Origin of the sequence: Proteus cibi, from assembly GCF_003144405.1 — a bacterium.
Lineage (GTDB): Bacteria > Pseudomonadota > Gammaproteobacteria > Enterobacterales > Enterobacteriaceae > Proteus > Proteus cibi.
Window position 1 is genome coordinate 15,104 of the sequence record NZ_PENW01000011.1, and the last position, 15,862, is coordinate 30,965.

Sequence of the window (15,862 nt, forward strand, 5' to 3'; positions counted from 1 at the left end):
ATATGCTCAATATCGTCTTATTTGAACCCGAAATTCCACCGAATACGGGTAATATTATCCGCCTGTGTGCCAACACAGGCTTTCATCTCCATTTGATCCAACCATTGGGTTTTACTTGGGATGATAAACGTCTACGTCGTGCAGGACTTGATTATCGTGAGTTTGCTGATATTAAACAGCATCATGATTACTACGCTTTTTTAGAAAGTGAAGGTTTAAATCCTGATAATGCACAATCGCCGACAGGTGCGCGTGTATTTGCCTTAACCACAAAAGGCACTCCAGCACATAGCAATGTCAGCTATCAAGATGGTGATTATCTCCTGTTTGGACCTGAAACGCGTGGGTTGCCACCTTATGTTTTAGATAATATGCCAATGCAACAGAAAATCAGAGTCCCAATGCTTGCTGATAGCCGTAGTATGAATCTGTCAAATACGGTTGCCGTTGTGGTTTTTGAAGCATGGCGGCAGTTAGGTTATCCAGGAGCATTATTAAAAGATTAGTCAATTTTTTAATTTTCTTTAAAAAAATAATAAAAAGCGTCTTATCAATCATATGATAATCGCTTTTTTCTATAAGTATAGAATTGTTATAAATTGTCTGAGGCAAAAATACCACATGCATAACGTGACTCTCTCATTTAAATACTCTCATCATATAAGTCAGTATATATATGGTTTTTTACTTCTAAAGAAAAAAAATATTATTAATATATCTAAAATAGATAAAGATGATAATAGTGCAAGTATTCAACATATATTAAGAGCAGATGTTGATGGTAAGAAAATAGTTTATGATGCAAATGATGGTGATCATATAGAAAGAAATTTTTTTTCTATTCCTGATTATGAATGGTGTGATTTATATTTTAAAAGAAGTTATTCTGAAAATCTTGCTAAAAATTTCCCAAAGTGTAGGCCTCTTGGGTTTAACTATGAAATAAAACCTGTATACGGGATAGTTGACAATTTTTTTGGAAATATTAGAAGACTGTTGGGTAAAGAGATTGTAAGACATTATGACCTTGAAACTACGCCAAAAGTATCAAACAATCCCAGAGTTTTATTTTTAACCCGATTATGGGAACCAGAAGTTATATCCGAAGAGTCTAATTCAATAGAAATAGAAAAATACAATGAAATAAAGAAACTCAATAAACTTAGAGTTGATGCTTTAAATATGTTAAGTGATAATTTCAAAAAAATATCCACTATAGGCATTAATGATATTGAGTATTCTAGAAAAATCGCACCTAATTTTATTTTACCTAAAACTCAAACTCATCGTAGACATTTTATCTATATGATGAAAAATCATGAGATATGTATTACATCAACGGGTTTGCATCAATCCACAGGATGGAGATTTGGTGAATTTATTGCATCTTCACGGGCTATAATATCTGAACCGTTAGAATATATTACACCAGGGAATTTTAATAATTATCTTCCATTTAAAAATATAGAAGAATTATACCAATCCGTTGATAGACTTGTGAATGATAAAGAGCTTAGGTATGAAATGATGGAAAAAAATAATCATTATTATAATAATTATTTAAAACCTGACAGGCTAATTTTAAATACTCTACTTTCTATATAACTTGAATGGGTACTATCAATTAATGATACCTTAATTGATATTTACTATTATCTTATTGATATAGCGACACCCCTCCCCCACATCCTTTAATACTAATGCGTGAGCACCAATTATCGCATTATCACCAATCTCTATCTCTCCGCCGATAATCGATGAGTTACAACCAATATAAACATGGTTACCAACTCGAATATCCGCCTCACCATTTTTTTCTTTTACTCCAATAGTCACACCTTGCATTAACGTCACATTCTCACCTAACTGACAGTAATTAGTCAGTACAATCCCAATAGGATGCGGTAATGAAAGACCTTTACCGATACGAGTTCTTAGTGAGATATCGTTGCAATATTTACGGTTATTTTTAGCGCCAATGCGAGCGCCTAACTTTTTAAGAAACCGATTGTTAGAGAAATAAAAGAATTGAGCGATACGCCACCAAAACAGATAACGAGAACGTTGGCAGAAAAAAACTCGGTGAAAAAGTCTTATCCAACTAAAAGGCTTGTTATCACCAATATACTCGGCGTGTAAACAAGCCTTTAGTTCAGAAAATGTCACTTCTGTTAATGCCATTAAATACCATCACCACATTCAAAACCGGGTACTACACCATTAAAGTGTTGATCCATATCGAGTGAAGGCTTATCACTGGTTGGTTTACCCACTATACGCGCGGGAACGCCAGCAACCGTGGTGTGTGCGGGCACTTCATGTAAGACCACTGATCCCGCACCAATTTTGGCACCGCGACCAATCTCAATATTACCGAGTATTTTAGCACCTGCACCAATCATCACGCCTTCACGAACTTTAGGATGGCGATCACCGCACGTTTTACCTGTTCCCCCTAAGGTGACAGATTGTAAAATAGAGACATCATTTTCTACGATAGCGGTTTCACCGATCACAATACCTGTTGCGTGGTCGAGCATAATACCGTGGCCAATACGAGCTGCTGGATGAATATCAACACCAAAGGTGACAGAAATCTGGTTTTGTAGGTAAATAGCTAATGCTTTACGATCTTGCCCCCATAACCAATGGGCTATGCGATACGCTTGTAAGGCATGGAAGCCTTTTAAATAAAGCAGTGGCGTAGAGTATTTATCCACTGCGGGGTCGCGTAAACGCACAGCTGAAATATCATAAGCCGCAGATTCAATCATAGAATTATCGCTACGATAGGCTTCTTCGACAATCTCACGAACAGCGATCGCAGGCATTGTCTGAGTTGCTAGCTTATTCGCCAACATATAACTTAACGCGCTACCTAAATTTTCATGCTTGAGTAATGTCGCATGGAAGAAACTCGCCAAAATTGGCTCGCAATCTGCCAAACATCTTGCTTCATTTTTAATATGATCCCAGACTCTTTTTAATTCTTCTAGCGACATACTCACTCTCATTCTTTTTACATTGAAGCCTAAGTAAAAACTTAGGCTTCTTATGTTTAAAACAGAAACAAATAACCGATTATCTAAAATAGACTTAGAATAGATTGCTGTCTATCTCATCTTTTGTTGCACGGCCTAATAAAGATAATGCCGCTTCTTTGGCATCTTTATGCTGATATAAAATCTGGTAGATCTGTTCAGTGATAGGCATTTCAACACCAACCTGCTCAGCTAATGCTCGAACTTCTTTGGTGTTACGATAACCTTCAACGACCTGCCCGATTTTCTCTTGAGCAGTATCAACATCCAATCCTTGACCTAGCATCATACCAAATCGACGATTACGGGATTGGTTATCGGTACAGGTTAAAACTAAATCCCCCAAACCTGCCATTCCCATAAACGTTGCAGCATCTGCACCTAAAGCCTTACCTAGGCGGCTCATCTCAGCAAGACCACGGGTGATAAGCGCTGTACGCGCATTGGCGCCAAAGCCCATACCATCAGACATACCGGCACCAATCGCAATCACGTTTTTTACCGCGCCACCTAATTGCACACCGATAAAGTCAGGATTTTTATAAACACGGAAGCTTTTGCCACAATGGAAAAGCTGTTGAAGCTCTTCAGAGAACGTATTATCCGTTGATGCGACCGAAATCGCAGTAGGTAAACCCGCCGCAAGCTCTTTAGCAAAAGTAGGACCAGATAAAACTGCGAGCGGGATTTCATTACCTAATACTTCACGCGCTACATCTTGCAACAAGCGACCAGTATGAGCCTCAAGTCCTTTTGTCGCCCAAACAACACGTGCATCCTGACGTAAAAAGGGGTTGATCTGTTGCAATACATCACCAAAAACATGGCTTGGGATCACAACTAGAATATTACGGCTAGCTTCAATGGCTTTTTGCAAAGAAGCTTCCATGTATAAACTATCAGGAAAGGAAACATCGGGCAGAAATGCCTGATTACAGCGTGCTTGTTCCAATGCTGCAACATGCTCAGGATCATGACCCCAAAGCACAACATCATGACCATTGCGCGCTAAGGTAATCGCTAAAGCGGTGCCGTATGAACCGGCACCGATAACTGTCATAGAAGCGTTCATTAAGCTTCTTCAGCCCCTTCATTAGCGGCATCAGTTTGTTGCTGTTGTAAATAGTTCATAAACAACGCATCAAAGTTAACTGGTGCTAAGTTCAGTTGTGGGAAAGTACCACGGCTAACTAAGTTAGTGATACATTCACGAGCATAAGGGAACAGAACGTTAGGGCAGTATGCACCTAAGCAATGTGCTAATTGAGTGCCTTCGATACCTTCAACGGTAAAGATACCTGCTTGTTGAACTTCACACAGGAATGCAGTTTCGTTATCCATTGTTGCAGTTACAGTAACACGCAGAATAACTTCATACACGTTTTCAGCTAGAGTATTAGAAGAAGTATCCAGATCTAATTTAACTTCTGGTTGCCACTCTTTTTGGAAAACTTGTGGGGCATTAGGCGCTTCAAAAGAGATATCTTTTGTATAGATACGTTGAATTTGAAAAGTCATCTCTTGGTTTTGCTGTTCTGACATAATAATCTTACCTTTTTATATCCTTATTAATTGAATAGCAGTAAGTATAGAACTCAATCTGCCCGCGCGTTATTTTTTACCTTTAGCCAGTGGTAAATTCTCACCACTCCAGCCTGAAAGACCATCTTTTAAGATAAAGACTTTTTCAAAACCGAGTTTAATGAGGCTTTCTGCCGGTTTTGCACCTTCAATACCTGATGGTGATACAACAATAACTGGCTGTGATTTATATTTCTCCAGCTCAGCAATATTATTATTTTTGATTTCAGAAGGCGTTAAATTGATAGAATCAATGATGTGTCCTTTACGGAACTCATCACGGCTACGGATATCAACACACACCGCATTCTCTTTGTTTATCAAAGAAATCGCTTCTGTACGGGAAATATTTTTCGTCTTAGAAAAAAGCCCTTTAAAGGTCAATACAATGACCGCCACCAGCAACGCGACCCAGACAAAGCTTAACAGGGTGTGCCGGTTGAAAAATTGCATTACTTCTTGCAGCATAGGATGCAATCACTCTCGTTGGTTAAAAATAGTATCAAAGAGCCAAAGTATACCTTTGTCATGGCGCAATTACAGCCTATTCCTGCTTTTCTCTTTCTATTTTTGCGGAAAGTTTCTCAACAATCATTTTTTTTATTGACGGATTTATGTACCATTAGCGTCGGTTCCGTGAAAAATGATGAATTGAAAAGGCCTTGCCTTTTTACTCTACAGGATCCCTCTTCAGGCAAGCTATTAATAAATCAGCATCCCTAATAGTGGCTACTTACGTATAAAATCACCCATATTACGTAAGATTTATACCTGTCTGAGATACAACAACTATCTGTTATTTATTTAAAAGTATTGAGAACACGAGCATGTCGCAAACAAATCAAGTGCCTAAAATTGGATTCGTTTCATTAGGTTGCCCTAAAAACTTAGTGGACTCTGAACGTATCCTAACCGAACTGCGTACAGAAGGTTATCAAGTTGTTCCTACCTATAATGATGCTGATTTAGTCATCGTCAACACCTGTGGGTTTATTGACAGCGCAGTACAAGAATCGCTAGAAGCGATTGGTGAAGCACTCGATGAAAACGGTAAAGTTATTGTCACTGGCTGTTTAGGTGCAAAAGAGAACCAAATTCGTGAAGTGCACCCTAAAGTCCTCGAAATCACAGGGCCTCATAGTTATGAACAAGTTTTATCTCATATTCATCACTATGTACCAAAACCTGATCACAACCCTTTTCTCAGCCTTGTTCCTGAACAGGGTGTAAAATTAACGCCTCGTCATTATGCGTATTTAAAAATTTCTGAAGGCTGTAATCACCGTTGTACTTTCTGCATCATCCCATCAATGCGAGGCGATTTAGATAGCCGTCCAATCGGTGACGTTTTAAGTGAAGCGAAAAGATTGGTTAATGCGGGCGTAAAAGAGTTACTGGTTATCTCTCAAGATACCTCAGCTTACGGTGTTGATACTAAACATCAAACCGGCTTTTGGGATGGAATGCCTGTCAAAACCAGTATGGTCAGTTTATGTGAACAACTGGCAAAATTAGGGATTTGGGTTCGCTTACATTATGTTTATCCATATCCACATGTTGATGATGTTATTCCTTTAATGGCTGAAGGTAAAATCTTGCCTTATTTGGATATTCCATTACAGCATGCTAGCCCTAAGATTTTAAAATTAATGAAACGCCCAGGTGCCGTTGAGCGTACATTAGAGCGCGTAAAACGCTGGCGCGAAATATGCCCAGAATTAACTTTACGTTCTACCTTTATTGTTGGTTTTCCGGGTGAAACAGATGAAGATTTCCAAATGTTATTGGATTTCCTCACCGAAGCACGTTTAGATCGCGTAGGTTGCTTTAAATACAGCCCTGTAGAGGGTGCAAAAGCAAATGAGCTGGCTGATCAAGTACCTGAAGAAGTGAAAGAAGAGCGTTATCATCGCTTTATGCAATTACAGCAACAAATTTCGACAGAACGCCTGCAAGAGAAAATCGGCAAAGTGTTGCTTGTTATAATTGATGAAGTGGATGAAGAAGGTGCGATTGGTCGTAGTATGGCTGATGCGCCTGAAATTGATGGTGCGGTTTATCTCAATGAGCAATTTGATGTAGAACCGGGGCAAATTGTTCGTGTTCTTATTGAACATGCAGACGAATATGATCTTTGGGGTACTATCGTCGAATAATCTCTCTCGTGGACAGCGTGATATTCTATTGCGCTGTCACACAGAATACCTCTTTTTTCCTCTCTCCGATTATTATTGCTTTATAATCTCTTATTAATTGAATAGATTACCTGTTAGGTATTATCTGAAATTTCGGCTTTATTTCGTGTTAGCTGGTCAGTTGTTTTGTGACATGAAATAATCTTATAAACTGTTATGAAAGGTACGTTGGTCAGATGGCAGAGAAAATGGATCTTCAAAAAAAAACACATCCGTCTTATCGTGTATTTTCTTTACCGTTAATCACGTTGCTTATTAGCACCTCTCTCTTTTCTGCATCCCCTGTTTTTGCTAATTCATTAACAGATAACCGCAATCAGCTAAAAGATCTGCAAACCACGATTGCTGAAAAAGAAAAACAGGTTCAAGAACAACAAAAACAACGTACAGCCCTTCTGAATCAATTAAAAACACAAGAAACCCAAATTTCGAATGCGGGTCGCTCGGTGCATGAAACCCAAAACCGCTTACAAACATTGGGTAAAGAGATCAAAACCATTACCGCAAATATTGCACGCTTACAAAAACAGTATCAGTCACAACAAGAATTATTAGCGCGCCAAATGGATGCAGCATATCGTCAAGGTAAGCACCAAGGTATAGAGCTGCTATTTCGTGGTGAAGAAGGCCAGCGTGAAGAGCGTATTTTAGCGTATTACAGCTATATTAATGATGCCCGCAAAGAAACAATGGCAGAACTTGCTCAAACCTCAAAAGAACTTGAGGCAGAAAAAGCCGCACAACAAGCAAAACAGAATGAGCAAAAACAGGTTCTTACCAAACAACAGCAAGAAAAACAAAAACTTGATAATGCCTTAGCCGCTCGACAAAAAACGCTAACTCAACTTGAATCAACCTTAAAAGCAGATCAGAAAAACTTAGCAACGATGCGAGCTAACGAAGCCCAATTAAGAAATAAAATTGCTCAAGCTGAGCGCGAAGCCAAAGCTCGTGCAGAACGTGAAGCTCGAGAAGCGGCACGGATTGCAGCTAAACAACGAGAAGCCCAACAACGTGGTTCAACCTACAAGCCAACCGCAGAAGAACAGTCGCTGATGTCTCGAACTGGTGGCTTAGGTAAACCCGCTGGGCAAGCAATTTGGCCTATTCGTGGTTCATTACTACATCGCTTTGGTGAATCTATCTCTGGTTCTGGTGAATTACGTTGGAAAGGCATTGTCATACCAGCTGCACAAGGGACCGAAGTAAAAGCCATTGCTGATGGGCGAGTGTTATTAGCTGATTGGCTTCAAGGTTATGGTTTAGTGGTTGTGGTTGAACATGGTAAAGGTGATATGAGCCTTTATGGTTATAACCAAAGTGCTTTAGTGAATGTTGGTCAACAGGTTAAAGCCGGCCAGCCTATTGCTTTAGTGGGCAACAGTGGTGGACAAGAGCGTTCAGCACTCTATTTTGAAATCAGACGTCAAGGAAAAGCAGTGAACCCTGTTCCTTGGCTTGGGAGGTAGGTTTGAAATTACTTGGCACATTACAACGCAAGCGTCCGTTTTTACTTAGTTTAATGTTGCTAAGTCTGGTTGTGAGTACACCTGCCTTTGCAGCCAAATTAGCCATTGTGATTGATGACTTTGGTTATCGAAAAAAAGAAGATAACCAGATCCTACAACTGCCTACTGCAGTTTCTATCGCTATTTTGCCTGATTCTCCTCATGGAAAAGAAATCGCGACAAAAGCACATTCACAAGGGCGTGAAATTCTGATCCATATGCCAATGGCTCCTATTAGCAAACAACCTTTAGAGCGCGATACTCTAAAACCATCCATGGATCAGGCTGAAATTAGTCGCATTATTCAACATGCTATCAGTAATGTGCCTTACGCTGTCGGTATGAATAATCATATGGGGAGTGCGATGACCTCCGATAGGCAAGCAATGGATAGAGTTATCAAAGCGCTTAATCACTCTAATCTCTATTTTTTAGATAGCGTGACTATTGGTAATACACAAGCCGCCATTGCGGCAAAAGCTGCAGGTGTTCCCTCTTTGCGTCGTCATGTTTTTCTCGATAACGTACAAACAGAAGCAGAAACAAGGCAACAACTCGCTCGCGCGATTACTTTAGCGCGCAAAAATGGCTCCGCCATTGCTATCGGCCATCCTCATCCCTCAACGGTTAGAGCATTACAGCAACAGTTACCTTTATTACCTGCTGATATTCAACTGGTTGCACCAAGTACACTTTTAAAGCCACAGACAGAAAAACCAATACAACCCGAACCGCCTAAAGTTGTCCCCCCCACAGAACAACCGAAAGAGCCCAAACCAGCGTCTTGGTTAAAACCCGCACAAGAAGCAATTATTTCGATGAAAAAAAGTACGTTGATTAATACATTATCCCGTGGATTTAGCTCATCAGAAAAAAAGAAAATACCGAATACACCTGTGCCGAACGAAATCGGTGAAGTTGAAAAATAACGCAATAAAAAGAGCCGTTAAAGGCTCTTTTTTAGCTGCATTATCACAGATCACTGCCAATCTAAAATCACTTTACCTGATTGACCTGAACGCATGATATCAAAGCCTTTTTGGAATTCATTAATCGGAAATTGATGGGTAATAATAGGCGAGAGATCAAGACCAGATTGGATAAGTGCTGCCATTTTATACCATGTTTCAAACATCTCACGACCGTAGATACCTTTAATAAACAGTCCCTTAAAGATAACCTGTCCCCAATCAATAGCCATATCAGAAGGAGGAATACCCAACAACGCAATACGACCACCATGATTCATGGTATTAAGCATGGTGCGAAACGCAGGAGGTGCCCCCGACATTTCTAGACCAACATCAAACCCTTCTGTCATGCCCAACTCTTTCATCACATCGATTAAGTTTTCTTTGCTGACATTGACGGCTCGGGTAACACCCATTTTTTTTGCGAGATCAAGGCGATATTCATTAACATCGGTGATCACCACATGACGCGCGCCAACATGCTTACAAATTGCAGCTGCCATGATCCCAATAGGACCCGCGCCGGAAACCAGCACATCTTCACCCACTAAATCAAAAGATAATGCGGTATGTACAGCATTACCAAATGGATCAAAAATAGCCGCTAATTCATCAGGAATATTGTCTGGAATTTTAAATGCATTAAAGGCAGGGATAACCAGATATTCAGCAAAACAGCCTGGACGATTTACACCAACTCCAATGGTATTACGGCATAAATGCGTACGACCACCACGGCAATTACGGCAGTGACCACAAGTAATATGCCCTTCACCTGAGACGCGATCACCAATATTAAAGCCTTTAACTTCCTGCCCTATCGCAACAATTTCACCGATATATTCATGACCAACAACCATAGGAACAGGGATCGTTTTTTGTGACCACTCATCCCAGTTATAAATATGAACATCAGTGCCACAAATTGCTGTTTTGCGAATTTTGATCATCACATCGTTATGACCAAGCTCAGGTACTGGAACATCGGTCATCCAGATACCTTCTTGGGCTTTTAATTTTGACAATGCTTTCATAGAATAACCTTATGCAATCACATTAAGTTCTTTGCCAATTTTGATAAATGCCGCCACTGCGCGCTCAATTTGTTCAGGAGTATGCGCTGCCGACATTTGAGTACGAATACGTGCTTGCCCTTGAGGTACAACAGGATAGAAAAATCCTGTGACATAAATCCCTTCATCAAGTAAGCGTGTTGCAAATTCTTGGGCTAATTTAGCCTCTCCTAACATAACTGGAATAATGGCATGATCTGCGCCCGCCAATGTAAAACCCGCCGCACTCATTTTTTCACGGAAAAGTGAAGCGTTGCGCCATAAGCGGGCACGAATTTCATCACCTGATTTCAGCATATCTAAAACAGCAATAGAGGCTGAAACAATCGCAGGCGCTAACGAGTTAGAGAATAAATAAGGACGAGAACGTTGACGTAACCATTCAACTACTTCTTTACGTGCCGCGGTATAACCACCTGATGCCCCACCTAATGCTTTACCTAAAGTACCCGTGATAATGTCAATTCTCCCCATCACATCACAATATTCATGGGTTCCGCGACCTTGAGCGCCCACAAAACCCACGGCATGCGAATCATCGACCATCACCAATGCACCGAATTCATCCGCTAAATCACAGATAGATTTAAGATCGGCAATCACGCCATCCATTGAAAATACACCGTCAGTGGCGATCATAATGTGGCGAGCATTATCTGCTTTAGCTTTTTCAAGTTGTGTGCGCAGCTCTGCCATATCGTTATTGGCATAGCGATAACGTTTTGCTTTACATAAACGCACACCATCGATAATAGAAGCATGATTTAAAGCATCAGAAATAATCGCATCTTCAGGCCCCATTAATGTTTCAAATAATCCGCCATTCGCATCAAAGCAAGATGAATACAGAATGGCATCTTCCATGCCTAAAAATTCAGCCATTTTATTTTCTAATGTTTTATGTGAATCTTGTGTACCACAAATAAAACGGACTGACGCCATACCAAAACCGTGGCTATCCATACCTGCTTTTGCGGCTTCAATTAATTTTGGATGATTGGCTAAGCCGAGATAGTTATTAGCACAGAAGTTAATAACATGGCTTCCGTCAGCAACGGCGATATCTGCGCTTTGTGAAGAAGTGATGATGCGCTCATTTTTAAACAGACCATCTTGACGAGTTTGTTCGAGTTGTTGATTAATTTGTTGATAGAAAGAGTGGGTAGACATACTTTCTCCTAAGGCAGCAGGGCGAAAAGAGGTAACATACACTTTTGATTATAATGTAGTCGTTATTGTTTCTTATTCTATGCTTTTACTCTATTAAAAACGACAAATGTAAATAAATAATGTTATTTGTGTAATTAAGATCACTAATACACACTGTGTTTTTCGAGAATTTCAGCCTATTGTTCCGTGATGAATACTACCGTTAACGCTGTTCAGTGTTATTATAGAGCGAGAGCTAATTTTTAGATTTTTATATGAAGGGGTAGCCACATGATTATCGTCACGGGCGGTGCAGGTTTTATCGGCAGCAATATTGTTAAAGCATTAAATGATGAAGGTTATACCGATATATTGGTTGTTGATAACCTTAAAGATGGCACCAAGTTCGTGAATTTGGTTGATTTGAATATCACCGATTACATGGATAAAGAAGATTTTATTGCCAGCATTGTTGCTGGTGATGACTTTGGTGATATAGATGCGGTTTTCCATGAAGGTGCTTGCTCTTCTACCACGGAGTGGGATGGCAAATATATGATGGATAACAACTATCAATATTCTAAAGAGCTACTTCATTTCTGTCTTGAGCGCCAAATTCCTTTCTTATATGCCTCTTCTGCTGCCACTTATGGCGGTCGTACAGATAACTTTATTGAAGAGAGAAAATATGAAGCGCCTTTAAATGTTTATGGCTATTCAAAATTCTTATTCGATGAATATGTACGCCAGATTTTACCTGAAGCAGATTCGATGATTTGTGGCTTCCGTTATTTTAATGTTTATGGCCCTCGTGAAGGACATAAAGGTGGTATGGCAAGTGTTGCATTCCATTTAAATAACCAAGTCAATGCAGGTCAAAATCCAAAATTATTTGAAGGTAGCGAAACCTTCCAACGCGATTTTATTTATGTGGGGGATGTGGCTGCGGTTAATTTATGGTTCTGGCGTAATAATGTATCCGGTATTTTTAACTGTGGTACAGGCCGAGCGGAATCATTCCAAGCGGTTGCAGATGCGGTTATTGCTCATCATAAAGATAAAGATCTCTCTATCGAACATATTGAATTCCCAGAAAAATTAAAAGGTCGTTACCAAGCCTTTACGCAAGCTGATCTGACAAATTTACGTAAAGCGGGTTATACCGCACCTTTTAAAACAGTTGCTGAAGGCGTCGAGCTTTATATGCAATGGTTAAATCAAGGTAAGTAATCACTGTTTATGAAAATCTTTGTGGTAGGGCCTTCATGGGTCGGAGACATGATGATGTCTCAAAGTCTTTATCGGACATTAAAAGCATTACATCCTGCGGCAACCATTGATGTGATGGCACCGGCGTGGTGCCGTCCATTATTAGAAAAAATGCCGGAAGTTGATAACGCAATTCCAATGCCGTTAGGTCATGGAGCTTTAGCCATTGGTGAACGCCGTCGTTTAGGAAAACAATTAAGAGAGAATGGTTACACGCACGCTTATGTATTACCTAACTCATTAAAATCGGCATTAGTCCCTTTCTTTGCAGATATTCCCAAGCGCACAGGTTGGCGTGGAGAAATGCGTTATGGTCTATTAAATGATTTGCGACCTTTAGATAAAGATGCATTTCCTTTGATGGTTGAACGCTATGTCGCGTTAGCTTATGACAAGCAAAAAGTAAAAAAAGCGACAGATTTACCTCAACCTCTACTTTGGCCTAAGTTATCTGTCACAGAACGTGATATCTCTACCACATTGACTCAATTTTCATTATCACCCCAACGCCCTACGATTGGTTTTTGCCCCGGCGCTGAATTTGGCCCTGCTAAGCGTTGGCCTCATTATCATTATGCATCTTTAGCACAACAATTAATTGCTGAGCAAGGTTATCAGATTTTCCTTTTTGGCTCTCAAAAAGATAAAGAAGCGGGTGAAGAGATAAAGCAAGCCTTAACGCCAGAAGCCCGTGAAGCCTGTTTTAATCTTGCTGGCGAAACCAGCCTTGAACAAGCAGTGAATCTAATTGCATCTTGTAAAGCCGTTGTCAGTAATGACTCTGGTTTAATGCATGTGGCGGCAGCATTAGAGCGCCCGTTAGTGGCACTTTATGGCCCAAGTAGCCCTGATTTTACGCCACCGTTATCCCATAAAGCGCGTGTGATCCGTTTAATTACGGGTTATCACAAAGTGCGTAAAGGGGATGCAGAACAAGGCTATCACCAAAGTTTGATAGATATTCAGCCAGAGAAGGTTTTTGCTGAGTTAGAAAATTTACTGTCAACGGAGCCTTCAGCGTGAAGCGGGTATTAATCGTTAAAACCTCTTCCATGGGCGATGTGTTACATACATTGCCAGCATTAACTGATGCCATAAATGCATATCCTGATATTCGCTTTGATTGGGTAGTCGAAGAGGGTTTTGCGCAGATCCCAAGCTGGCATCAAGCCGTTGATACGGTTATTCCGGTGGCAATACGTCGTTGGCGTAAAAATTGGTTTAGTGCGCCTATTCGCGCTGAACGGGCGCAATTTCGGCGCGCTATTCAAGCACATCATTATGATGCCGTGATTGATGCGCAAGGGTTACTGAAAAGTGCATTTTTAGTGACTCGCTACGCCAAAGGCACTAAACACGGCTATTCTCGTCAATGTGCCCGAGAACCTTTAGCCAGTTTCTTTTACGATATTCGCCACGATGTCAGTAAAAAAATGCATGCGGTTGAACGTATTCGCCAACTATTTGCCTTAAGCTTAAATTATCCCATTCCACAATCTCAAGGTGATTACGGGATTGCACAGCATTTTCTCTCTCTTCCATCCGCTGATGAGCTCCCTTATTTAGTCTTTTTACACGCAACGACACGTGATGAGAAACATTGGCCTGAATCTCATTGGCGAGAGTTAATTGCCCTACTTGTCGATTCAGGGTTGCGAATTAAGTTGCCTTGGGGCGCAGAGCATGAGCATCAACGCGCTATTCGCCTAGCCAAAGATTTTGACTATGTTGATGTATTGCCAAAGATGTCACTCGCTGATGTTGCTCAAGTGATTGCGGGTGCGGAAAGTGTTGTGTCTGTGGATACCGGATTAAGCCATTTAACCGCTGCATTAGATAAACCGAATATCACCTTATTTGGCCCTACCGATCCCGGTTTAATTGGCGGTTACGGTAAGGCACAAACAGCTATAAAAGCAGAAGGTGGGGATATTGGTGAGATAAAGCCACAGCAAATATTCGACCTTCTTGATATTTAGTTTAATAAGCCTTAAAAGCGATTAGTCTTTTAAGGTTTTATTGACGGCATCAAAAACTTCATCAACTGTAATAAGATCCATTGATGCCGATATTCCCTCATTTGGGCTAGGCTTCTTATTAATAATGGTATGTAAATGAAGATCTTGATAAGGCCCCGTCCATTTAGGATCTGCTGTTGCAAATAAACTCACGGTTGGGCGCTGTAATGTAATTGCTAAATGCAGAGGTCCAGTATCTCCTGTGACTAATACATCCATTATTTTGATCTGACTTAGTAAACTAGGTAATGACGTTTTACCTACTAGGTTTTCAATATTGTTATGATATTGCTCCGGCAACAATACAAAAAATGCTTCTGGTAATTCTAGCTCTCTTAATGAGCCAATTAACTTAATCTGTAAAGATGAGTCTCTATCAATAAGTTTTTGAGCTAACTCTACAAAGTATTTAATAGGCCACCTACGCTCTTGCGTTGATGCCCCCATCTGAAATCCAACAATATGATAGTTCCCTTTATCTAATTGTTCTATTTCACAAGGAATTTCCATTTTTGTATCAGCACTATCTATTCCTAAATAACGAATAATATTAAGTTTACTTTGGATAACATGGCAATTAGGGGGCTGATGCTCAGCAACAATCCATTTTTGAAACCATTCTGGAATAATATGAAAAGTATTACGTAAGATATACTGACAACCTGCCATAACAGCAAATAATACATCGTAAGGAAGATGAGAATGGAGAATAATCGCTAATTCGGGTTTATATTTTTTTGCCTGTAATGCAATAGGGAGTAGATTTCTAATTTTATTATCCCAATAAACCACACTGTCTATTTGGTCATAATTTTCGACGAGTAATTTATTTTTTTCACTTGAAACCAATGTGATATGTGCATCAGGATAGTGGGATCGGATCGCTCTAATTGCGGGAGTATTAAACATAAAATCCCCCAGCGCAGTCGTAGAAAAAATAAGAATACTGTTAAATTGGATATCAGATGAAAACGTATCTGTTTTTTTCATCTTGCCCAAAAGTGGGTTATAAATATTTAGGAAGTTATGTACCCATTTTAATTTCTTTAACTTCATC

General features: G+C 40.0%; 16 protein-coding genes. 8 read left to right on the top strand and 8 right to left on the bottom strand.

The window, feature by feature from the left end; genetic code table 11:
• Positions 1-2 precede the first annotated feature (2 nt).
• A complete protein-coding gene (trmL, locus tag DK865_RS06780; protein WP_109391509.1) occupies positions 3-506 on the top strand; it encodes a tRNA (uridine(34)/cytosine(34)/5-carboxymethylaminomethyluridine(34)-2'-O)-methyltransferase TrmL in 504 nt (167 codons plus the stop codon).
• Between the two features lie 115 nt (positions 507-621).
• Positions 622-1,605 (top strand): hypothetical protein, encoded by a 984-nt coding sequence (locus DK865_RS06785; RefSeq protein ID WP_109391510.1) that lies wholly within the window; start codon positions 622-624, stop codon positions 1,603-1,605.
• A gap of 30 nt (positions 1,606-1,635) precedes the next feature.
• Here the strand turns inward: DK865_RS06785 and DK865_RS06790 are convergent, their stop codons facing one another.
• The 5 genes from DK865_RS06790 to DK865_RS06810 form a co-directional block, all read right to left on the bottom strand.
• A complete protein-coding gene (locus DK865_RS06790; protein WP_109391511.1) occupies positions 1,636-2,181 on the bottom strand; it encodes a serine acetyltransferase in 546 nt (181 codons plus the stop codon).
• The gene (gene cysE, locus DK865_RS06795) at positions 2,181-3,002 is read right to left on the bottom strand and encodes a serine O-acetyltransferase (RefSeq protein WP_036914561.1); all 822 of its coding nucleotides are present in this window, start codon (positions 3,000-3,002) and stop codon (positions 2,181-2,183) included. Before cysE ends, DK865_RS06790 begins: the two co-directional genes overlap by 1 nt.
• A gap of 94 nt (positions 3,003-3,096) precedes the next feature.
• Positions 3,097-4,113, bottom strand: a complete 1,017-nt coding sequence (gene gpsA, locus DK865_RS06800) for an NAD(P)H-dependent glycerol-3-phosphate dehydrogenase (RefSeq protein ID WP_109391512.1) — start codon at positions 4,111-4,113, stop codon at positions 3,097-3,099.
• Positions 4,113-4,583 carry a protein-export chaperone SecB gene (gene secB, locus DK865_RS06805; RefSeq protein WP_006534205.1) on the bottom strand — a complete coding sequence of 157 codons (471 nt, stop codon included), beginning with the start codon at positions 4,581-4,583 and terminating at the stop codon, positions 4,113-4,115. The genes gpsA and secB overlap by 1 nt, the downstream gene beginning before the upstream one ends.
• A gap of 69 nt (positions 4,584-4,652) precedes the next feature.
• Positions 4,653-5,090 (bottom strand): rhodanese-like domain-containing protein, encoded by a 438-nt coding sequence (locus DK865_RS06810; protein ID WP_023583406.1) that lies wholly within the window; start codon positions 5,088-5,090, stop codon positions 4,653-4,655.
• 359 nt (positions 5,091-5,449) lie between these two features.
• On the opposite strand from DK865_RS06810, the gene rimO reads away from it, so the two are divergent.
• From rimO to DK865_RS06830, 3 genes are all read left to right on the top strand, one after another.
• Positions 5,450-6,778, top strand: coding sequence for a 30S ribosomal protein S12 methylthiotransferase RimO (gene rimO / locus DK865_RS06820; protein ID WP_109391513.1), 1,329 nt, complete (start codon positions 5,450-5,452; stop codon positions 6,776-6,778).
• A 215-nt stretch (positions 6,779-6,993) separates the two neighbouring features.
• The gene (gene envC / locus DK865_RS06825; protein WP_023583404.1) at positions 6,994-8,286 is read left to right on the top strand and encodes a murein hydrolase activator EnvC; all 1,293 of its coding nucleotides are present in this window, start codon (positions 6,994-6,996) and stop codon (positions 8,284-8,286) included.
• 2 nt (positions 8,287-8,288) lie between these two features.
• Positions 8,289-9,254: a divergent polysaccharide deacetylase family protein gene (locus DK865_RS06830; RefSeq protein WP_109391514.1), complete on the top strand. Its 966-nt coding sequence runs from the start codon at positions 8,289-8,291 to the stop codon at positions 9,252-9,254.
• 50 nt (positions 9,255-9,304) lie between these two features.
• Here DK865_RS06830 and tdh read toward each other — a convergent pair whose 3' ends face one another.
• Both tdh and DK865_RS06840 read right to left on the bottom strand, forming a co-directional pair.
• Complete coding sequence (tdh, locus tag DK865_RS06835) at positions 9,305-10,330, bottom strand: L-threonine 3-dehydrogenase (protein ID WP_109391515.1); 1,026 nt, start codon at positions 10,328-10,330, stop codon at positions 9,305-9,307.
• 9 nt (positions 10,331-10,339) lie between these two features.
• Positions 10,340-11,539: a glycine C-acetyltransferase gene (locus tag DK865_RS06840; RefSeq protein WP_109391516.1), complete on the bottom strand. Its 1,200-nt coding sequence runs from the start codon at positions 11,537-11,539 to the stop codon at positions 10,340-10,342.
• A gap of 270 nt (positions 11,540-11,809) precedes the next feature.
• Here DK865_RS06840 and rfaD point away from each other — a divergent pair, with 270 nt between their 5' ends.
• The 3 genes from rfaD to rfaC are packed head-to-tail and all read left to right on the top strand — an operon-like array spanning position 11,810 to position 14,766.
• On the top strand, positions 11,810-12,748 hold the full coding sequence (rfaD, locus tag DK865_RS06845) for an ADP-glyceromanno-heptose 6-epimerase (RefSeq protein ID WP_023583401.1): 939 nt from the start codon (positions 11,810-11,812) through the stop codon (positions 12,746-12,748).
• A 9-nt stretch (positions 12,749-12,757) separates the two neighbouring features.
• Complete coding sequence (gene rfaF, locus DK865_RS06850; protein ID WP_109391517.1) at positions 12,758-13,810, top strand: ADP-heptose--LPS heptosyltransferase RfaF; 1,053 nt, start codon at positions 12,758-12,760, stop codon at positions 13,808-13,810.
• A complete protein-coding gene (rfaC, locus tag DK865_RS06855) occupies positions 13,807-14,766 on the top strand; it encodes a lipopolysaccharide heptosyltransferase RfaC (protein ID WP_109391518.1) in 960 nt (319 codons plus the stop codon). Before rfaF ends, rfaC begins: the two co-directional genes overlap by 4 nt.
• A gap of 21 nt (positions 14,767-14,787) precedes the next feature.
• Here rfaC and DK865_RS06860 read toward each other — a convergent pair whose 3' ends face one another.
• A complete protein-coding gene (locus tag DK865_RS06860) occupies positions 14,788-15,861 on the bottom strand; it encodes a glycosyltransferase family 9 protein (protein ID WP_109391519.1) in 1,074 nt (357 codons plus the stop codon).
• Between the last annotated feature and the right edge of the window lies 1 nt (position 15,862).